General features: G+C 67.1%; 17 protein-coding genes. 6 read left to right on the plus strand and 11 right to left on the minus strand.

Annotation, left to right across the window (positions count from 1 at the left end):
• Positions 1-29 precede the first annotated feature (29 nt).
• Positions 30-1868, minus strand: a complete 1839-nt coding sequence (locus DVK03_RS00665; RefSeq protein ID WP_004065794.1) for an ABC transporter substrate-binding protein — start codon at positions 1866-1868, stop codon at positions 30-32.
• A 235-nt stretch (positions 1869-2103) separates the two neighbouring features.
• On the opposite strand from DVK03_RS00665, the gene DVK03_RS19895 reads away from it, so the two are divergent.
• The 3 genes from DVK03_RS19895 (at position 2104) to DVK03_RS00675 (ending at position 6383) form a co-directional block, all read left to right on the plus strand.
• Positions 2104-2271, plus strand: coding sequence for a hypothetical protein (locus tag DVK03_RS19895; protein ID WP_004045091.1), 168 nt, complete (start codon positions 2104-2106; stop codon positions 2269-2271).
• Between the two features lie 84 nt (positions 2272-2355).
• Entirely contained in the window at positions 2356-2775 is a 420-nt protein-coding gene (locus DVK03_RS00670) for a PPC domain-containing DNA-binding protein (RefSeq protein ID WP_004045093.1), read from the plus strand.
• A 2-nt stretch (positions 2776-2777) separates the two neighbouring features.
• The gene (locus DVK03_RS00675) at positions 2778-6383 is read left to right on the plus strand and encodes a DNA polymerase II large subunit (RefSeq protein ID WP_115801987.1); all 3606 of its coding nucleotides are present in this window, start codon (positions 2778-2780) and stop codon (positions 6381-6383) included.
• Between the two features lie 157 nt (positions 6384-6540).
• On the opposite strand, the gene DVK03_RS00680 is transcribed toward DVK03_RS00675, so the two are convergent.
• The gene (locus DVK03_RS00680) at positions 6541-7803 is read right to left on the minus strand and encodes a PQQ-binding-like beta-propeller repeat protein (RefSeq protein WP_008609584.1); all 1263 of its coding nucleotides are present in this window, start codon (positions 7801-7803) and stop codon (positions 6541-6543) included.
• A gap of 176 nt (positions 7804-7979) precedes the next feature.
• On the opposite strand from DVK03_RS00680, the gene DVK03_RS00685 reads away from it, so the two are divergent.
• Both DVK03_RS00685 and DVK03_RS00690 read left to right on the plus strand, forming a co-directional pair.
• Positions 7980-8267, plus strand: a complete 288-nt coding sequence (locus DVK03_RS00685) for a rubredoxin-like domain-containing protein (protein WP_004065787.1) — start codon at positions 7980-7982, stop codon at positions 8265-8267.
• Between the two features lie 70 nt (positions 8268-8337).
• On the plus strand, positions 8338-9234 hold the full coding sequence (locus DVK03_RS00690) for a ketopantoate reductase family protein (RefSeq protein WP_115801988.1): 897 nt from the start codon (positions 8338-8340) through the stop codon (positions 9232-9234).
• Between the two features lie 31 nt (positions 9235-9265).
• On the opposite strand, the gene DVK03_RS00695 is transcribed toward DVK03_RS00690, so the two are convergent.
• The 4 genes from DVK03_RS00695 to DVK03_RS00710 all read right to left on the minus strand — a co-directional run bounded on the left by DVK03_RS00695 (position 9266) and on the right by DVK03_RS00710 (position 12011).
• A complete protein-coding gene (locus DVK03_RS00695) occupies positions 9266-10813 on the minus strand; it encodes a sulfatase (protein ID WP_115801989.1) in 1548 nt (515 codons plus the stop codon).
• Between the two features lie 78 nt (positions 10814-10891).
• Complete coding sequence (locus DVK03_RS00700) at positions 10892-11269, minus strand: NifU family protein (protein ID WP_004045112.1); 378 nt, start codon at positions 11267-11269, stop codon at positions 10892-10894.
• A gap of 44 nt (positions 11270-11313) precedes the next feature.
• Positions 11314-11631, minus strand: coding sequence for a DUF5783 family protein (locus tag DVK03_RS00705; RefSeq protein WP_115801990.1), 318 nt, complete (start codon positions 11629-11631; stop codon positions 11314-11316).
• A 158-nt stretch (positions 11632-11789) separates the two neighbouring features.
• Positions 11790-12011 carry a hypothetical protein gene (locus DVK03_RS00710; protein ID WP_004065778.1) on the minus strand — a complete coding sequence of 74 codons (222 nt, stop codon included), beginning with the start codon at positions 12009-12011 and terminating at the stop codon, positions 11790-11792.
• A 780-nt stretch (positions 12012-12791) separates the two neighbouring features.
• On the opposite strand from DVK03_RS00710, the gene ppk2 reads away from it, so the two are divergent.
• Complete coding sequence (ppk2, locus tag DVK03_RS00720; RefSeq protein ID WP_115802706.1) at positions 12792-13622, plus strand: polyphosphate kinase 2; 831 nt, start codon at positions 12792-12794, stop codon at positions 13620-13622.
• On the opposite strand, the gene DVK03_RS00725 is transcribed toward ppk2, so the two are convergent.
• The 5 genes from DVK03_RS00725 to hemC all read right to left on the minus strand — a co-directional run bounded on the left by DVK03_RS00725 (position 13619) and on the right by hemC (position 19104).
• Positions 13619-15049, minus strand: a complete 1431-nt coding sequence (locus DVK03_RS00725; protein WP_115801991.1) for a DHH family phosphoesterase — start codon at positions 15047-15049, stop codon at positions 13619-13621. The two genes, ppk2 and DVK03_RS00725, sit on opposite strands and share 4 nt — an antisense overlap.
• A gap of 163 nt (positions 15050-15212) precedes the next feature.
• Positions 15213-16406 carry an MFS transporter gene (locus DVK03_RS00730; RefSeq protein ID WP_115801992.1) on the minus strand — a complete coding sequence of 398 codons (1194 nt, stop codon included), beginning with the start codon at positions 16404-16406 and terminating at the stop codon, positions 15213-15215.
• A 1-nt stretch (position 16407) separates the two neighbouring features.
• Positions 16408-17151 (minus strand): uroporphyrinogen-III synthase, encoded by a 744-nt coding sequence (locus DVK03_RS00735; RefSeq protein WP_115801993.1) that lies wholly within the window; start codon positions 17149-17151, stop codon positions 16408-16410.
• Entirely contained in the window at positions 17148-18029 is an 882-nt protein-coding gene (gene cobA, locus DVK03_RS00740) for a uroporphyrinogen-III C-methyltransferase (protein ID WP_115801994.1), read from the minus strand. The genes DVK03_RS00735 and cobA overlap by 4 nt, the downstream gene beginning before the upstream one ends.
• Position 18030: 1 nt before the next feature.
• On the minus strand, positions 18031-19104 hold the full coding sequence (gene hemC / locus DVK03_RS00745) for a hydroxymethylbilane synthase (protein WP_188148645.1): 1074 nt from the start codon (positions 19102-19104) through the stop codon (positions 18031-18033).
• Positions 19105-19212: the final 108 nt, after the last annotated feature.

Below are 19212 nucleotides of genomic sequence, written 5' to 3' on the forward strand. Positions count from 1 at the left end.
ACGCGAAAGCGTTCCCGTGTTCCTCGGTTTTATCGGTTGAGGGTGACGGTGTTGAGCTTCTGGCGGCTCGGACCCATCCCACCGAACGGTTCGATGTCGACGGTGTCGTACCAGAACGTCTCTTCTTTCTGGTTGTAGACCGGCAGCATCGCGACGTCTTCCCAGTTGGCCATCTCGATGTCGACGTAGGCCTCGTCGCGGACCTGCTGGGCCTCGTCGGTCGGCGCGGGGTTGTTGACGACCTGCTGATAGGCGTCGGTCGCCTGCTGGGCGGCGTCGCCGTTTTCGGCCGTCCAGTTGACGTACGAGATTGGGCCCTGTTCGGACGTATCAGTCTGCGGCGGATTCAGGAGCTGCAGGAAGTTGTCCGGTGCCGGCCAGTCGGCGATCCAGCCGAGGGTGTACGCTTCGAGCTGACCGTTGCGGCCGCGTTCGAGAAGCGTCGAGAAGTCGGCCTTCTGAATCTGCATGTTGATGTGGGCGGATGCGAGCTGGTCGCGGAGGATGCTCGCCATCTCCTCCCACGCGTTGTTGTTGTACTGGGTCCACTGGACCTCGAACTGGTTGTCCGGACCGTAGCCGGCCTCCTCCATGACCTGGCGGGCGGCCTCGATGTCCGTCTCGCCCGCGCTGTACGGGTAGTCGGAGCTGACGAGGTCGCTCGCGGCCTGCGCACCGCCGGGGAAGATGGTCGGCGGCGTAAAGAGCTCCGCCGCGGAGCCGCGGCCCTTGAACACTTCCGAGACCATCTGGTCTTGGTTCAGGACGTAGGCGAACGCCTGACGGACCGCCTTCGGGACCTTGTTCATGTTGAAGCCGACGTAGTAGATGGAGAGGGTCGGAACGCCGACGTAGTTGAGCGTCTTCCCGTTACGGACGGGCCCGTACGTCCCGATTTCGCGACCGTACTCGTCGGTCGACTCCACCTGAGCCAGTCCGGGGTCGTACTGCGCGGTGGGCAGGGTGAAGTAGTCCGCGTTCTCGTTCATCGCGTAGTTGTAGCGGGCCGTGTCGTCCTCGATGACCTGCCAGCGGACGTTGTCGACCTGCGCGACCTGCCCGTAGTAGTCGTCGTACTTGGAGACGGCCGCGGCGGTGCCCTGCTCCCAGAACGCGAACTCGAACGGACCCGCACCGATGGGGTTGTTCGACGCGAACTCGGTGTACTCCATCTCGCCGTCGTGACCCTCGATGTCGCCGAGGACGCCCTCGGGAAGGGCGGCAAAGGAGGTGTAGGCGAACATCTCGAGGGTGTCGTGGAACGGCTCCGAGAGGTTGACGACGAGTTCGCTCTCGCTCTCGCCGACTTCGAGACCGAGCGACCCGGGCACGTAGTCGCCCTCGTCGTCCGTCTCGTGTTCGACGCCGACGGAGTCGAGGATGAAGTAGGCGCGACGGCTGTTCTCGGAGGCCGCGAGGCGCTCCCACGAGTAAATGAAGTCCGAGGCGGTGACCTGGTCGCCGTTGTGGTAGGTCGCGTCCGCGAGCTCGAACGTGTAGGTCGTGAAGTCGTCGGAGACCGTGTAGTCCGCGGCGAGTTCGTTTTCGACCGTCGGGAGGGCGTTCTGGTAGGACATCAAGCAGTCGAAGACCTGCTGGATGAGGATGCCCGACGACGTGTCGGTCGCGGCGACGGGGTCCATCGTCGTGATGGTCCCCGAGAGGGTGCGGTTGAACACCGACCCGGACAGCTCCGTGCCCGTGTCCTCTTGGGTCGTCGACGAGGTGGTGGTCTCCTCGCCACCGGATTCGGTCGTCGTCGTCTCTTCACCATCACCGCCGGTACAACCGGCGAGAGCGGCGGCCGTGGCAGCCCCACCCGTTGCCTTCAGGAAGCGGCGACGCGAGAGTTTGTTAGTGTCTGGCATTCAGAACGAAATTTTCCCGGCGCGTGGATAAACTTACCGTATTCGATTTGTTTGATATAGTGTAGCGTGGAAGGGAGGTAGTTCCATACCCAAGCGGCGAAAACTGCCACGAGAATCCCTACAAAACTCGTTTTACATTTTAAACCCGCTTTCGAGGCGACAGAATCAGTCAACGGGACACTTCTCGGCCCGCAGTTTCGGTCCACTTATATAGGGGTGTCACTATGTATCATACATGACGCCGGATGCGACGGCTTCCGTCGACGACTCGGGCGCCGAGGTCATGGCCTCGGTGGATCGCTCTCAGACGGGCCAGCGTCTTATTATCGCGGATATCTCCCGCGACGACGCGTGGCTCGCTGCTGACGTAGCCGACGCGCTCGCGCTCGACGAGTGGCAGTAATCGCACCGGCCCCGTAAGCCCGCCGCCGGACGCCCGGCGGACAGACCATTCACATTTTAGTCCGACTCGCTCGTGGTACGCTGCATGAACGCTCGAGCGGTGACGGTGAGCGAGGAGTACCTCGCCCGTCTCGAACACGGTGCGGACTGGCGCGAGGAGATCGAGGAGTTCTGCGCGCGCAAGGACATCGAGTCCGCGTGGTTCAACGCCATGGGTGCCGTCCAGGACGCCGAACTCTGGTTTTACGACCAGACGGACCAGGAGTACCAGTCCGTGACGTTCGACGAGCCGCTCGAAGTCGCCGCCTGCGTGGGTAACGTTGCGCTCCTCGACGGCGAACCCTTCGCACACACGCACGCAATCCTTTCTCGGCGTAGTGGGCAGGCGCTCGCCGGACACCTCGACTCTGCGACCGTCTTCGCCGGCGAACTGAACCTCCGCGCCTTCGAGGAACCGCTCGAACGCGACCACGACGCGGTGACCGACCTCGACCTCTGGCTGTAACCGTGCGCGAGGAGGAAACCCGGTACTTCCGTCGCATCGAAGCCCGCCTCGACGAGGCGTTCGACCTCGCGGAGGCCGCGAAGGCGACGGGGTACGACCCGAAGACCGAAGTCGAGATTCCGGTCGCCAAGGACATGGCCGACCGCGTCGAGAACATCCTCGGCATCGACGGCGTCGCAGAGCGCGTCCGCGAACTCGAAGGCGAGATGTCCCGCGAGGAAGCCGCGCTCGAACTCGTGACCGACTTCGTCGACGGCAACGTCGGCGACTACGACTCCCGCGAGGGCAAAGTCGAGGGCGCGGTCCGAACCGCCGTCGCCCTCCTCACCGAGGGGGTCGTCGCCGCCCCCATCGAGGGTATCGACCGCGTCGAAATCCTCGAAAACGACGACGGCACGGAGTTCGTCAACGTCTACTACGCCGGCCCGATTCGCTCGGCGGGCGGCACCGCACAGGCGCTCTCCGTGCTCGTCGCCGACTACGCCCGCTCGCTGCTCGACATCGACGAGTACAAAGCCCGAACCGACGAGGTCGAGCGCTACGTCGAGGAGATAAACCTCTACGACAAGGAGACCGGCCTCCAGTACTCGCCGAAGGACAAGGAGTCGCGCTTCATCGCGGAGAACATGCCCATCATGCTCGACGGCGAAGCCACGGGCGACGAGGAGGTCTCGGGCTACCGCGACCTCGAACGCGTCGACACCAACTCCGCCCGCGGCGGCATGTGTCTCGTCATGGCCGAGGGCATCGCGCTCAAGGCCCCGAAGATTCAGCGCTACACCCGCCAACTCGACGAGGTCGACTGGCCGTGGCTCCAAGACCTCATCGACGGCACCATCGGCAAGGACGACGACAACGCCGCGAACGCCGACGACGCGGGCGACGACGGCGACGAAGCCGAGGCCGAGGACCCGGACGCAGAGGCCGACGACGCCGAGAGCGACGCCCCCGACGGCCCGACCCGCGTCGAACCCGCGACCAAGTTCCTCCGCGACCTCATCGCGGGCCGCCCGGTGTTCGGCCACCCCTCCGCGCCCGGCGGCTTCCGCCTGCGCTACGGCCGCGCTCGCAACCACGGCTTCGCGACCGCGGGCGTCCACCCCGCGACGATGCACATCGTGGACGACTTCATCGCCACCGGCACCCAAATCAAGACCGAGCGTCCCGGCAAGGCCGGCGGCGTCGTCCCCGTCGACTCCATCGAGGGGCCGACGGTCAGACTCGCTAACGGCGACGTGCGCCGCATCGACGACCCCGAGGAGGCGAAGGAACTCCAGAACGGCGTCGAGAAGATTCTCGACCTCGGCGAGTATCTCGTCAACTTCGGGGAGTTCGTCGAGAACAACCACCCGCTCGCGCCCGCCTCGTACGTCTTCGAGTGGTGGATTCAGGAGTTCGAGGCGACCGAGGCCAACGTGCAGGCGCTCCGCGACGACCCCGCCGTCGACCTCGAAGAGCCGTCGGTCGAACAGGCCCTCTCGTGGGCGACCGAGTTCGACGCCCCGCTCCATCCCGTCTACACCTACCTCTGGCACGACATCTCTGTCGAGCGGTTCGACGCGCTCGCCGACGCCGTCGCGGCCGGTGAAATCGTCGCCGCCGAAGCCGACGGCGGCACGACCGCCGCGCTCGAACACGACAACGAACCCGAGCGCGGACTGGAGGGGACGCTCGTCCTCGACAACGCGCCCGAGATTCGGGAGGCGCTCGAACACCTGCTCGTCGCTCACCGACAGACCGACGAGGCGCTCCGCGTCCCCGTCTGGCGACCCCTCGCCCGGAGCCTCGGCCTCACTGACGACCGCGAGCGGACGTGGGAACTCGATGACCTCTCCGAACGCGCCCGCACGTGGGACGACGGCGACAACGCCGTCGAGGCCGTCAACGAGGTCGCGCCGTTCACCGTCCGCGAGCGCGCGCCCACCCGAATCGGCAACCGGATGGGTCGCCCGGAGAAATCCGAGCGCCGCGACCTCTCGCCCGCGGTCCACACGCTGTTTCCCATCGGCGAGGCCGGCGGGAGCCAACGCGACGTTGGCGACGCCGCCAGACACCGCGGCGAGTCCGGCAAGCGCGGCCAGATTTCGGTCCGCCTCGGTCAGCGCAAGTGCCCCGACTGCGGCGCGTTCGGCTTCAAATCGAAATGTCCCGACTGCGGCGGTCACACCGAACCCCACTACGAGTGCGACGACTGCGGGACCGTCCTCGAACCCGACGAGTCGGGCCGCGTCTACTGCGAGCGCTGCGAGTGGGACGTCGAGAGCGCCGAGTGGCAGGACGTCGACCTGAACAGCGAGTACCGCGACGCCCTCGAACGCGTCGGCGAGCGCGAGTCGTCGTTCCAGATTCTCAAGGGTGTCAAAGGCCTCACCTCCGCGAACAAGACGCCCGAACCAATCGAGAAAGGCGTCCTGCGGGCGAAACACGACGTGTCGTCGTTCAAAGACGGCACCGTCCGCTACGACATGACCGACCTGCCCGTCACCGCGGTCCGCCCCGAGGAACTCGACGTGACCGCCGACCACTTCCGCGAACTCGGCTACGAGACCGACATCGACGGCGAACCCCTCCGGTTCGACGACCAACTGGTCGAACTCAAAGTCCAGGACATCGTCCTCTCGAACGGCGCGGCGCAACACATGATGCAGACCGCCGACTTCGTCGACGACCTCCTCGACCAGTTCTACGGCCTCGACCGGTTCTACGAAATCGAAGAGCGCGACGACCTCATCGGCGAACTCGTCTTCGGGATGGCCCCCCACACCTCCGCCGCGGTCGTCGGCAGAGTTGTCGGATTCACGACAGCAGCAGTTGGATATGCTCATCCGTACTTTCACGCCGCGAAACGCCGGAATTGCGACGGGGACGAAGACTGCGTCATGCTGCTCATGGACGGTCTTCTCAACTTCTCGAAAGAATATCTCCCCGACAAGCGCGGCGGGCAGATGGACGCGCCGCTCGTCATGTCCTCGCGAATCGACCCCTCGGAGATCGACGACGAGGCGCACAACATGGACATCGTGCGGCAGTACCCCCGCGAGTTCTACGAGGCGACCCTGCGGATGGAAGACCCCGACGACTGGGAAGACGAAGTCACCATCGCCGAGGAGTACCTCGGAACCGACCGCGAGTACACCGGGTTCGACCACACCCACGACACCACGGACATCGCCGCCGGCCCGGACCTCTCTGCGTACAAGACCCTCGGGTCGATGATGGACAAGATGGACGCCCAACTGTTCCTCGCGCGGAAGCTCCGGGCGGTCGACGAGACGGACGTGGCCGAGCGCGTCATCGAGTACCACTTCCTGCCGGACCTCATCGGCAACCTCCGCGCCTTCTCCCGACAGGAGACGCGGTGTCTCGACTGCGGCGAGAAGTACCGCCGGATGCCGCTTTCGGGCGACTGCCGGGAGTGCGGCGGCCGGGTGAACCTCACGGTCCACCAGGGCTCCGTGAACAAGTACATGGACACCGCGATTCAGGTGGCAGAGGAGTTCGACTGCCGCGACTACACGAAACAGCGCCTCGAAGTGCTCGAAAAGAGCCTCGAATCGGTCTTCGAGAACGACAAAAACAAACAGTCGGGCATCGCGGACTTCATGTAGTTTAGCGGTCGATTTTTCCTCCAGGTTTTGCGAGTCGAGCGGAGCGAGACTCGGAAAAAGTGGAGAACGAGCAGTCGGGCATCGCGGACTTCATGTAGTTTAGCGGTCGGTTTTTCCTCCAGGTTTTGCGAGTCGAGCGACTCCGCCGCTCGGCGTCTCAGTCCTGCGCCGCCCCTAACCCGTGGAAGCCGTCGGCGGCGACGACGTACACCGCGCCGTCGACGGGGACTGCGGCGGCGACGCCCTGTGAAACCACGTCCGCCACCTGCACTTCCGGGGTCTGGTGTGTCCATAACTGACGCTCTTCATCAGTGTTGTACGCTGCTAGTCGTCCCTGCTCATCGGAAACCAGCAATGCTTCTCGTGCGCGCGCGTGCGGAGCGCCGACGAATCGCGTCGCCACTTCTTTCCCGTCGTCGCGAGACAGCGTCGCGGTCTCCCCGTCGACCGCGACGTGGAGCACGTCGTCGGTGACGACCGGCGCGCCGCTTCCCGGCGACCGCCATCGTTCGGTGCCGTCGCTCGGGGCGAGCGAGAGGAGTTCTCCGTCGCGGGTGGGCAGATACGCGGCCTCGGGCGTCGCCACCGGCGTCGTCCACTCGCTCGTTCGCGCCTCGACGCGGAAGCGCCGCTCGCCGGTCGCGAGGTCGACGGCGTGGACGGCGTCGCTCGTCACGACGAACACCGCACCGTCGGCGACGGCGGGCGCGCCCTTCGCGTCGCTTTCGAGGTCGTAGCGCCAGCGTTCGCTCCCGTCCGCGAGCTCGAACGCCCGAAGCTGGGTCGGGACGCCGTCGAACCCGCCGCCTGAGACGACGGCGACGCCGTCGCCCACCGCGGGCGGGCCGTGGATACCGTCCATCTCGGGGCCGCGCCAGAGCACTTCGTCGCGGTCGGCGGCGAGACAGAACACCTCGATGAAGGTCGTGACGACGACTCGGTCGCCCGCGACGACGGGCGGCGAGTTCACGCCATAGCCGACAAGCGGGGTTACCGCCCGCTCACCCATCGTCGAGGGGTCGCGCCGGACGAACGCTCGCTCGTCGCGCCCGCGCCCATGGAGGTTGTAGAGGCGGTCGCCGTCGAGGACGGGTGAGCCGCCGGCGTTCAGCCGCCAGTACTCCTCGGCGTCGGTCGGAATCGAAACGTCGGGGTTGTAGCCGGTGTTTCCCGCGTCGAAGCGGTACTGCGGCCACGCCCCCGACGGCGAGAGCGCGGGGTCGCCCGGCGGCGTGGCCGTCACGCGTTCGTCCGGCCCGGAGGTCGGACCGTAAGTCGTAGACGGTTCGGCGGTGGTGGTCGTCGCCTCGGTCGTCGTAGGACCGGACGACCCGCCGTCGCGGCCGAGACAGCCGGCGACACCGAACGACGCGCTTCCGAGCAGTTGGAGGAATCGGCGGCGGCTCCGAAGACGGGGCATACTGTCGGATCTATGATGTGGCGGTAAGTGCTTTGTCGAGCCACGAGATTCTATATCGCGGTATTTGATTTATTATTTATATGCGGACATCACTGCCGGCCTATTGCTGGGCTCGCCCGACCTCGACGCGGATTCGGCCGTTCCTTTTTATCCGCTCGCGCGACGACTAGTCGCGTATGGCTGACGAGACACAGCCGACGGTGGGAATGACGGTGTACGCGGCGGACGGAACCGAACTCGGGAGCGTCCGCGGTTTCGACGACGACGGCTTCTTCGTGACGACCCGCGAGGGACTCGCGGGGATGTCCGTCGAACACGAGCGCGCCGGCCACGAGTTCGGTGAGGCCGAGTTGATGTGGCGGTGTAGCGACTGCGGCGAAATGGGCGACCTCGACGAACTGCCCGACGCCTGCCCGAACTGCGGTGCCGAGCGCGAGCAACTCTACTACTGGACCGAGGACTGAGGGGTCGCCCCGATTCGACCGCTGCGCCGCGAAACTCGCTATTTTTGTCGCCCGCCGAGTACGGGTAGCCATGCGTATTCTCGTCTTCGGCGCGGGCAGCCTCGGCACGCTCGTCGGCGGTCTCCTCGCGTCGGTCCACGACGTGACGCTCGTCGCCCGCGACCCGCACGCGGCCCGGGTGTCGGCGGCCGGGCTCGATATCGTCGGTGCCGAGTCGGCGCACATCTCGCCGGCCGCGACGACGACCGAGACGGGCCATTCGGCGGACCTCGCGCTCGTCACGGTCAAGTCGTTCGACACCGCGGCCGCTGCCGACGCGCTCGCTGACTGCGACGTGGACGCGGTGCTGTCGCTCCAGAACGGACTCACCGAGGAGACGTTCGCCTCTCGCCTCGACGCGCCGGTCCTCGCGGGAACGGCGACCTACGGAGCGCGATTAGTCGAGCCGGGCCGCGTCGAGTGCACCGGCGTCGGTCGGGTCGTCTTGGGCGCGCTCGACGGCGGGCCCGACCCCCTCGCGGAGCGCGTCGGGAAGGCGTTCCGCGACGCGGGGCTCAACACGCTCGTCGCGACCGACATGCCGCGACGGCGCTGGGAGAAACTCGCCGTCAACGCCGGCATCAACGCGGTCACCGCGCTCGCGCGGGTCGAAAACGGCGCGCTCGCGGGCGACGACGCCGGCGAACTCGCACACCGAGCGGCCCGCGAAACGGCCCGCGTCGCCCGATTAGAGCGCGTGTCGCTCCCGAACCGCGTCGCCCGCGAGGCGGTCGACCGCGTGGTCGAAAAGACCGCCGCGAACCGCTCGTCGATGTTGCAGGACGTGGCGGCCGAAAAGCGGACCGAGGTGGACGCTATCAACGGTGCGGTAGTGGATATCGCCGCCGACCACGGCTTCGAGGTGCCGACGAACCGGACGCTCGCGGCGCTCCTCCGGGCGTGGGAGCGGGGAGCAGGGCTTCGGTAGTCGCGTCGGACCCGAGACGCCCGTGTGCGAGCTATTCGAGGTAGCCGAGGTCGCGGAGTCGGTCCTGCGCCTCGTCGTCCATCTGGTCGACCGAGTCGTCCGACACGTCGGTGTCGAGCGCGTCGGTCCACGCGCCGCCGATTGCGTCTTCGAACTCCGCGAGGGCGACCTCGGTCTCCGCGATGGCCTCGTCGCCCGTGTCGGCGTCGGCGACGTTCTCGGTCTCCTCGGGGTCGTCGTCGATGCGGTAGGCTTCGTCGGGGATGCGGTCGATTCGGACGTACTTGGCGTCGGTCCGCCGCGCCGCCCGCATCCGGGAGTAGAATCGCGAGTCTTCAGGCAGGGTGATGCCGGCGCTCGACGCCTTTTCTTCTAGCTGCTTGAGTTCGACCACGGGACGGGAGTACTCGACGAAGGCGTACTGACCGTCGCGGCGCTGACCGGGGTCGTCGTTCGACGCCTGCGCGAACTCCCGGTAATCGGCCGACAGGAGCGAGCGCGTGCGGTCGAGGCCGACCGCGTCGTCGCTGGGGGTCGCGGGCTCGCCGCCTTCGACGCCGAGCGAGTCGAGCACCGTGTGGTAGAGGTCGACCAGTTCGACCTGGTCGTCGCGTCGCTCCGCGTCGAGGTCGGGGTGTTTGACCATCAGCGGGACGTTGATGAGCGGGTCGTACAGGCAGAACTCGTGGCCGTAGAGGCCGTGTTCGCCGTGGAGTTCGCCGTGGTCGGCGCAGACGACGACCATCGTGTCGTCCCAGCGGTCGGTCTCTTTGAGGTGGTCGAACAGCCGGGTGAGCTGGTCGTCGATGTGGGCGATTTCGGCGTCGTAGAGCCCGCGGATGTCATCCCACTCGTCGTCGTCAATCTCGTAGGCACCGGCGTTGTACTCCTTGGAGTTCTGGCAGACCTCGGTCGAATCGACACCCGGCGCGAAGCGCTCTTTGTACTCCTCGGGCGGGTGGTACGGCAGGTGCGCGTCCATGAGGTTGACGAACGCGAAGAACCCCTCGGAGTCGTCGATGAAGTCGATGGTCTGGTCGACGACCGCGGGCGTCTTCGAGTCCGCGCCCTCGCCGCCGGCGAGATACTCGTGGGCGGTGTTGCCGAGGCTGACGAGTTTGTCGGCGAGCGTCCGCAGCGCGTCGCTGTCGTTCATCGTCTTCCAGGCCTTCGCCAGCGGCCCCGACAGGAACTCGCCGGGCATGACCTCGAAGAAGTTGTCCTGCTCCGCGAAGCCGTCGGTCAGGTGCGTATAGGGCGTTATCCACGCGTTCGAGGAGTAACAGGCGGTGTCGTAGCCGGCCGCCGAGAGCGTCTCGGCGAGCGTCGTCGCGCCTTCGAGGTAGGGGTTCTCCTGGTCGGCCCCGTGCTGGCTGGGGTACATCCCGGTGAAAAGCGAGGCGTGGACCGGAAGCGTCCACGGCGCGGGCGCGACGGCCTGCTCGAAGACGGTCGCCTCGTCGGCGAACCGGTCGAGGCCCGGCGTCGTCGGGCGGTCGTAGCCGTACGGCGTGAGATGGTCCTTTCGGACGGTGTCCATGACGACGAAGAGGACGTTCTCGGGCGACTCGGCAGTCATACCCGAGGGTGGGGAGTAGTTGCCGATAAAACTCCTGTTCTCGGCCGCCGCCGCGACGAAAACGTCCGAACCGCCGAGTTAGAACGGGGCCTGCGGGCCCTGGTCGTCCTCGATATCGGTCGTGTCGTCGCTGGTGTCGCCGGGGAACGACGGACTGCCGCCGCGGCTGTCGCCGCCCATCCCGCCGTCGCCGCCCATGCCGGTGTCGGCGTGGACCTCGTTGATCTCGGGAATCTCCTTGACCATGCGGGTCTTGATGGCCTGGATGGTCATCGGGGAGATGCCGCACCCGGAGCAAGCGCCGCCGAGGAGAACGGTAACCTCACCGGTCTCGCGGTCGAGGTCGCGGATGGCCGCGCTGCCGCCGTGCATCTGGATCTGCGGGAAGTTCCGACGGAGGAAGTTCACGACACGCTCTTTGAGGTCGTCCTCGCCGTCCTGCGTCTCCGTGCTCATGCACGCGGCTTCGAGGTGAACGTGCTTAGGCCTTTGGTTCGGGGTTACGCCTCGACGCCGAAGACCCGCCGAAGCTCGCCTTCGATTTCGTCGACGTAGCGGTCGAGGACGGCGTCGAGCTCGTCGTCGTCGATTTCGACCGCCGTCAGCCGCTCCGCGGGGTCGTCGGGGAGCTGCACGGAGAAGTCGCCGTCATCGTAGAACGGCTCGGACTCGTTGAGAATCTGCTGGTCGACCCCGTGGATGAGCGACGAGTCGAACTCGTCGTTCATCGTCTCGAAGGCGTTCTTGTACGCGCGCTGGAGTTCGGGGAAGTAGTTGGCGTACTTGTCCTCGAACTTCTCGGGGTCGAACTCGGTCATACTCGGAGCTTTCGCGCTCTGAGCAAAAAATCGGACGGTTAGTTCGTCGGAATTGTGGATTCTGTATAGCAACGTAGCATTTATCGACTGTTCGTCCTCTGAACGGCGATTCCTCTCTTAGCGCGTCTCAAATACGGAAAATCGAGCGACGCGGGGCGTCACTCGATGAGCGGGCTGTCCACGCGCGCGGCGGAGAGTTCGCTCGCCGCGAAGATGGACGCGAGCTCGGTTATCAGTTCGTCGTACGACTCGTCGTCCTCGCGCAGCGCGTCGAGTCGCTCGACGGTTCGACGGTCCAGTTCGACCGTCTCTGTTTGTACCTCCGGTTCGTAGCCGACCGGGTAGTCGTATTCGGCCTCGTTCGAGTTGGCAGTCGCCATCGTTCACCCCACTCCGGCATGCGTGCCGGTGCCATGACATACACAAGCATCCGATATGAGGATTTCGCGGGCTTCGACCCCGAGGGCGAACGCGAACGCGGTCTACACTCGGCCGTTTCTTCCCCCACCTCGGCCATAATAAATCACATTCCGCTATATCGAATTGCTTCCGTATCCGAGTCGCAGAGTTTCGGAGTTTGGGTTCTGTTGCGTGTCTTATTTTCACATGGTTTGTGTTTGATTAGGCCCTCGTCTCGTGATTTCCGAGTTCGTCACGGTGAGAAAGCGTGGAAAGGATTTCTGAGTGATATGAAGTCAAAACCGATAGACTGCGCCTATTTCTCCGTTGTTGTGCTTGAATAGAAGGCACGCAACACTTCCATCCTCCGAGGTTGTGCCGAGTCGAGGGAGTCATAGCCGGAGTGGGTTGTTTGAGGACAACCGATTTTATACTCGATAGGTTGTCGGACTCTAAATATATGTGTAAATATATTCCCAGACACGAGTCAATTCCTCCAGAAGTGAGTACTTTATCACGTTCTACTCGTCGAGCAGCTCGGTCTGTCGCGATTGTGGGCCGCACGACTCCGACAGGCGCTCTCCCGAGGTGTCCGCGCCCCCTGATGTACGACCGTCGCATTCTCATCGACGCGCTGGCACACAGGCCGTTGTTCCGGCGGATGGTCAGACCGCTCGTCGCCCGCGGCGTTCGTCGTCGCCGGCGTCGAGCGCGCCGCCCGCCCCCGCTTGCTATTTGGTCACAGCGCACGCAGTTCTCGTATGTCCGCCGACGAGCCCCGCTACGACGACGAGGGGGTCCTGAAGAAGCAACAGTACAAACGGGAGTTGCACCGCCTTCAGGAGGAACTGGTGAAACTCCAGTACTGGATAAAGGAACGCGACCTCCGGGTCTGCGTCGTCTTCGAGGGGCGCGACGCCGCGGGGAAAGGCGGCGTCATCAAGCGCATCACCCGCCGGCTCAACCCGCGGGTCGCGCGGGTCGTCGCGCTCGGCAAACCCACGGAGCGCGAACAGGGCCAGTGGTACTTCCAGCGGTACGTCGAACAGCTTCCGACAGAGGGCGAGATGGTGCTTTTCGACCGGAGTTGGTACAACCGCGCGGGCGTCGAGCGGGTGATGGGTTTCTGCACCGACGAGGAGTACGAGGAGTTCCTGCGGTCCTGCCCCGAGTTCGAGCGGATGCTCGTCCGCTCGGGTATCATCCTCGTCAAGTACTGGTTCTCCATCAGCGACGAGGAACAGGAACGGCGGTTCCAGAAACGAACAGACGACCCGAAGCGGCGGTGGAAGCTGAGTCCGATGGACCTCGAAGCGCGCTCTCGGTGGGTTGAGTACTCGAAGGCGAAAGACCGGATGTTCGAACACACCGACATCGACGAGGCCCCGTGGCACGTCGTCCACGCCGACGTGAAGCGCCACGCGCGGCTCAACTGTATCTCGCACCTGCTGGACCAAATCGACTACGAGGACCTCACGCCCGACCCCATCGAACTCCCGCCGCGACAGGATGACACCGGATACGAGCGGCCGCCAATCGACAGCCAAAACTGGGTGCCCGCGCGGTTCGGGGAGAACCCGGTCGACGATTAGTCCGCGTCCTCGGCCAACTGCTCGCCGACGATGCGGTCTGCCTCGGCGATGAACGCCTCGACTTCGCCCTTCGGAATCGTCGCGCCCGCGGCCACGTCGTGGCCGCCGCCGTCGCCGCCGACCGCCCGCGACGCCTCGCGCATGACCGCCGAGAGGTCCAAGCCGTCTCTGACCATCACGTACGACCCGCGCGAGGAGACCTTCACTTCGCCGTCTTCTTTCTCGGCGAACGCGAGGACGGGAATCCCGCTTCGGGTCGCGTCGGTGCCGACGGCCATCCCGGCGACGATGCCGACGATGGTCTCGCGTATCTCGTCGCCCGCGTCGAACCACTGGAGGTTGTCCTCGACGCGGACGCCGTGTTCCTTCACCCACTGAAGGCCGTTCGAGAGGTTCTTGCGGTGGTTTCGCAGGAGCCTGCGCGCCCGGTCGAGCGCCGCGTCGCGCTCGCCGAGACAGACCGCGAGGCCCACGTCCGCGCGGTCGTAGCGCGCGGTCGCGTTCAGGAGCGTCGAGAACTCGCTTACGTCGCGGAGTTCGGTCCCCTCCCGCTCCCGAGAGAGCACGTAGGTCGTCCCCACGAGGTCGTCGATGCGGGAGGCGGGCACGCCGCTGGCGATGGCGCGGCGCATTAGGGCGCTGGCGAGCGTCTGGCGCTCGTCGCCGGTGAGGTCGACCCACCGCTTCCACTCGCCGTCGTCGTCGCGGCAGGGCACGTCGAGTTCGGTCAGGAACTCGATGGCTCCGGCCTCGTTGTTCGAGATGCCGGGGATGCGTACGTCCGTCGCGTACTGGAGCAGTTTCGGGAGCGCGCGGGTCTGGCGGCCGTAGATGCGGAGGTCGGTGCCCTCCTCGACGACGCCGACTTCGACGCCCTCGTCGACGATGCCCGCGTTGGCCCCGCGGAGTTCGCCGTTCGTGTCCTGCATGTCCCCGACCGCGCCGACGACGGCGAGGGCGGCGAGGTCGCGGTTGTCGCCGGCGTCGGGTTCGAGCGCCCGCGCGAGGACGTAGCTCGCGCCCGCGCCGGAGAGTTCGCTCGCGCCGTTGAGACCGAACCGGAGCGGGTTGAGGTGGTGGTCGGTCTCGACGCCCTCGGCGGGCTGGTGGTGGTCGGCGATGACGGGGTGGAAGTCGCCCGCCGCCTCGTGCTCGGCGATGATGTCGAGTTGGCCGCTGCCGAAGTCCGTGAACAGCACGGTGTCGTAGTCGGTCGCCGCGATGTCGGCCACGGCGGCCTCGTCGAGTTGGCGGCAGAACACCGTCTCGAAGGGGATGTCGGCGCGTTCGAGCGCGGTCGAGGCGATGCCGGCGCTCGTCAACCCGTCGGCGTCGATGTGCGAGGCGAGGAGCACCCGGTCGGCGTCGCGGAGGCGGGCCGCGCAGGCCGCCGCGTGCTCTGTGAGTTCGGGGACGGGTCCGTCCATTGGTGTGGTACTCACGCCCTCTCCGGCATAAACGCTAGTAGTCCGGCCACGCGACCCCTTCGTTTCCACTCCAGTTCGACGGCGAACATGTGTCGTGGTTGCCGTGGTTCGGTATAAGAAGGCTCGCCTGCGGAGCGAGGCACTGGTCGACGGCGACCGCCGGTCAGATTCGCCGCCTGACGACGAACAGGAGGACGGTCGCCAGCACCGTCGAACCGGCGACGAGCGCCCAGCCGGCCCCGTATCCCGTCGACTCCACGACGAAGCCGAAAAGCGGCGGAGCGACGAGACCGCCGACGTTGAGCGCGGTCTGGCCGCCGGCGGTCGCCGCGCCGATGTCGCCGTCGTCGACGACGCCGCTCAGACAGGAGTAGAAGACGCCGGTCGAGCCGTGGATGGTGAGCCCGAGCGCGACGAAGACGGCGATGGTGAGCGCGAACGAGCCGCCGGTTCCGACGAGGAGCGAAAAGAGCGCGACCGCGCCGGCCAGTTGGACGAGCGCGACGGTGGCCGCGCCGCGGGGCCCGCCGAGGCGGTCCGCGAGGCTTCCCGCGCCGATGCGGCCGACGCTTCCGGTCACCTGCGTCGCCGCGAGGACGCCCCCGGCGAGCGCGGGACCGGTTCCGACCACGTCCTGCACGTAGAGGACGGTGTAGCCGAGCATCGAGAAGATGGACGCGCCGATGAACAGTCCGGCGGCGACGAGCGCGACGTAGGCGCGGTTGCCGCCGAGGCCGGCGAGCCGGGGGCGTTCGAGCCGTCCTGTCCCGGGGTTTCCGCGGTAGCGCGTAGCGAAGACGAGCGCGTAGCCGGCGGCGAAGACGGCGATGGCCCAGAAGCCGACCTGCCACGCCGCGACGACGGCGACGCCGGTGACGATGAGCGACGACGCCCCGCTGCCGACGGTGACGCCGACCTGCTTCAGCCCCATCGCGAGGTTCTTGCTCCCGGCGGGCGCGGCCGCGACGATGCCGCGGTTCGACGCCGGCATCGCGGTCGAGTAGGCCGCCCCGAGAAGCGCCACCGTCACCAACAACAGGAGATACGACGGCGGCGCGAACGTGACGCCGACGAGCGCGACCGACAGCGCCAGCAGGCCGACGACCATCACGGGCTTTTCGCCGTAGCCGTCGACGGCCGCGCCGCTCGGAAAGAGAAACACCGTGTAACCGAGCAGGCCGGCGGTCAGGAACAGTCCGACCAGCGACTCGGAGACCGAAAACGCGTCGCGGACGAAGCCGGTCGCCGCGAAGATGGCGTAGTAACAGAGGCTCGCGGCGGTCTGCCAGCCGGCGACCGAGCCGACGGCGCGCCACGAGCCGTCTCCCGAGTCATCTCTCGTCTCGCTTCCCGTCACGTCACTCGTGATACGTCGGCGCGGCGGTCTCGACCGCGGCGACCGCGAGCGCTTCGAACGTCGCCTCGTCGGGGACGACCGTCACGTCGATGCCGTGGGATTCCGCGGTGTCGCGGGTCGGCGGCCCGATTGCGCCGACGACCGCGTCGTTCAGGCCGGCGATGGCCTCCTCGCGGATACCGCGCTCGGCGGCGGCGTCGAGGAAGTGTTCGACCGTGAGCGACGAGGTAAACAGGGCGGCTTCGAGGTCGCCGGCGGCGGCCAGCTCGGCCGACTCGCCGGCTCCCTCGGGGCGGACGAGCCGGTAGAGCACCGTCTCGTGAACGTCCGCGCCCGCGTCGCGCAGGCCGTCCGTGAGGACCGGACTGCCGTGGTCGCTCCTGGCGACTTCGACCGTCGCGCCGTCCACGTCGGGCGCGAGGTGGTCGACCAGTCCGGCCGAGGTGTACTCGTCGGGGACGCGGTCGACCGTCCAGCCGGCGTCGCGGGCGGCGTCGGCGGTCGCGGGGCCGATACAGCACAGCACCGCGTCGCCGGGGTTCCAGCCGGCCTCGTCGAGGAGTTCGACGCCGGTCTTGCTCGTCAGGACGACGAACGCGCCGGGTTCGGGCGTCGCGCCGGTCGGCTCGATTGCGAGCATCGGGTCGGGGACGGGGGTCGCGCCGAGCGAGTCGAGGAGTTCGACGGCGCGCTCGATGCGGTCGTCGTCGGGGCGGAAGACGGCCGCGCGGACCTGCTGGCTCATTCGTCCCCTCCCGCACCTCCGGAGGTCGGGTTCGCGTCCGCGCCCGCCTCGATGGCGTCCGCGCCGCCGCCTTGCAGGAACCCCTTCACGCGGTCGCGGGTCGCCGCGACCTCGCCGATGACGGTAATCGCGGGCGGCTCGATGTCGGTCTCGTCGCGCACGTCGACGATGGTGTCGAGCGTGCCGGTGGCGACGCGCATATCGGGCCACGTCGCCCGCTCGATGAGGGCGACCGGCGTGTCGCCGGCCAGCCCCGCCTCGCGGAGTTCGGCGGTGTAGAGCGGGAGTTTGCCGACGCCCATGAGGACGACGAGCGTCCCGCCGGTCGCGGCGAGCGCGTCCCAGTCGACCGCGGACTCGTCTTTCGTCGGGTCCTCGTGGCCGGTGACGAACGACACCGACGACACGTGGTCGCGGTGGGTGACGGGGATGCCCGCCGCGCCGGCCCCGGCGACCGCCGAGGTGATGCCCGGCACGACTTCGAAGGGAATCCCGTTGTCTGCGAGGTGTTCCATCTCCTCGCCGCCGCGGCCGAACACGAACGGGTCGCCGCCCTTCAGGCGGACCACGTCCTTGCCCTCGCGGGCGAGTTCGACCAGTCGGTTGTTCGTGTACTCCTGCGGGGTCCACTCGCCGCCGGCGCGCTTGCCCACGTCCTCGCGCTTCTCGACCGGAATCATCTCGAGAATCTCCGGGCCGGGGAGCTTGTCGTGGAGCACCACGTCCGCCTCGTCGATGAGGCGGGCGGCCTTCATCGTCAGCAGTTCCGGGTCGCCCGGGCCGCTGCCGACGAGGTGGACCGTGCCGACGCCGTCGCCGTCGGTCGCGTCGTCGTTCGAGTGTTCGTCGGCTCCCGCGCGCTGGTCGTCGCCCGTCATCTCACTCCTCGGCCTCCTCGCGGGCGGCGTCGACTAACTGACCCGCACCGCGGTCGCGCAGGGCCGCCGCGAACTCGCGGGCGGCGTTGGCGTGGTTGCCGACGGGGAGGTCGCGAGAGGTCTTGATGGACTCCGAGCCGTCGGTCGAAAGCACCTGCACGTCGACGTGGACGTGTTCGCCCTGCAGGAGGGCGTGGACGCCGACGGGGGCGATACAGCCGCCGCCGAGTTCCGCGAGGATGGTCCGCTCGACGGTCGTCTCGACGCGGGTCCGCGGGTGGTCGAGTTTGTCGCGGATGAGTTCGATGACCTCCGAGTCCGCGGCGGTCACGGCGATGGCCCCCTGTCCGGGTGCGGGGACGAACGTCGTCCGCGGCAGGCGCTCGTAGTTCACCTTCTCGGTGAGCCCGCTGCGCTTGAGCCCGGCCTCCGCGAGGACGATGGCGTCGTACTCGGTTTCGACCTGCCGGCCGAGCGCCTGCCGTTCGAGTTCGGTGAGCCCCTCGAACCACTCGTCGGCGGTCTCGTCGAACGCCTCGTCGTGGTCGGTCTTGCCCTTCTTGCCCTGTCGCTCTTTGTCGTTTTCGACGCGGGCCTCGTGTTCGCGCTGGAGGTGCGTCGCCAGCAGTTTCTCGATGCGGGTGTCGACGTTGCCCCGGAGCGGCTCGACTTCGAGGTCCTCGCGGTAGTTCAGCAGTTGGGCCTGTCGGCGGAGCGACGACGTGCCGACGACGGCTCCCTCGGGCAGGTCGTCGATGTCGTGGCCCTCGGCCGTCACGAGCACGTCGCCAGCGGGCGCGCGCTCGGGCACGCCGGCGACGACGAGGTCGGCGGGCTTCTCGGTCGGCATGTCCTTCATCGAGTGGACCGCGGCGTCGACCTCGCCGTCGAGGACGCGCTCGTCGAGCGCGCGGACGAACGCGCCGGTCTTGCCCAGTCGGTGGATGAGTTCGTCCTGAATCCGGTCGCCCGTGGTCTCGACTTCGACGAGTTCGACGTCGAGTCGGCGGCCCGCGAGCGCCCCCTGCACGCTCGCGGCCTGCGCGCGAGCGAGCGCCGACCCTCGCGTCGCCAAGCGAAGTGTTGTAGTCATACGCGTCAGTCTGGCCCCCGCGTTGAAAAGCCCTCCAGTTCGCTCCCGCGCGCCGGGTCGAATCCGAACGGAAGACCGATACGGTCCCCG

The sequence above is a fragment of the Haloferax sp. Atlit-109R genome, assembly GCF_003665865.1.
Taxonomy (GTDB): Archaea; Halobacteriota; Halobacteria; order Halobacteriales; family Haloferacaceae; genus Haloferax; species Haloferax volcanii.

Excerpts from the sequence above, each read along its gene's own strand:
- DVK03_RS00665 (WP_004065794.1), bottom strand. The coding sequence starts at position 1,868 with ATGCCAGACACTAACAAACTCTCGCGTCGCCGCTTCCTGAAGGCAACG.
- DVK03_RS19895 (WP_004045091.1), top strand. The coding sequence starts at position 2,104 with ATGACGCCGGATGCGACGGCTTCCGTCGACGACTCGGGCGCCGAGGTC.
- DVK03_RS00670 (WP_004045093.1), top strand. The coding sequence starts at position 2,356 with ATGAACGCTCGAGCGGTGACGGTGAGCGAGGAGTACCTCGCCCGTCTC.
- DVK03_RS00680 (WP_008609584.1), bottom strand. The coding sequence starts at position 7,803 with ATGCCCCGTCTTCGGAGCCGCCGCCGATTCCTCCAACTGCTCGGAAGC.
- DVK03_RS00685 (WP_004065787.1), top strand. The coding sequence starts at position 7,980 with ATGGCTGACGAGACACAGCCGACGGTGGGAATGACGGTGTACGCGGCG.
- DVK03_RS00690 (WP_115801988.1), top strand. The coding sequence starts at position 8,338 with ATGCGTATTCTCGTCTTCGGCGCGGGCAGCCTCGGCACGCTCGTCGGC.
- DVK03_RS00695 (WP_115801989.1), bottom strand. The coding sequence starts at position 10,813 with ATGACTGCCGAGTCGCCCGAGAACGTCCTCTTCGTCGTCATGGACACC.
- DVK03_RS00700 (WP_004045112.1), bottom strand. The coding sequence starts at position 11,269 with ATGAGCACGGAGACGCAGGACGGCGAGGACGACCTCAAAGAGCGTGTC.
- DVK03_RS00705 (WP_115801990.1), bottom strand. The coding sequence starts at position 11,631 with ATGACCGAGTTCGACCCCGAGAAGTTCGAGGACAAGTACGCCAACTAC.
- DVK03_RS00710 (WP_004065778.1), bottom strand. The coding sequence starts at position 12,011 with ATGGCGACTGCCAACTCGAACGAGGCCGAATACGACTACCCGGTCGGC.
- ppk2 (WP_115802706.1), top strand. The coding sequence starts at position 12,792 with ATGTCCGCCGACGAGCCCCGCTACGACGACGAGGGGGTCCTGAAGAAG.
- DVK03_RS00725 (WP_115801991.1), bottom strand. The coding sequence starts at position 15,049 with ATGGACGGACCCGTCCCCGAACTCACAGAGCACGCGGCGGCCTGCGCG.
- DVK03_RS00735 (WP_115801993.1), bottom strand. The coding sequence starts at position 17,151 with ATGAGCCAGCAGGTCCGCGCGGCCGTCTTCCGCCCCGACGACGACCGC.
- cobA (WP_115801994.1), bottom strand. The coding sequence starts at position 18,029 with ATGACGGGCGACGACCAGCGCGCGGGAGCCGACGAACACTCGAACGAC.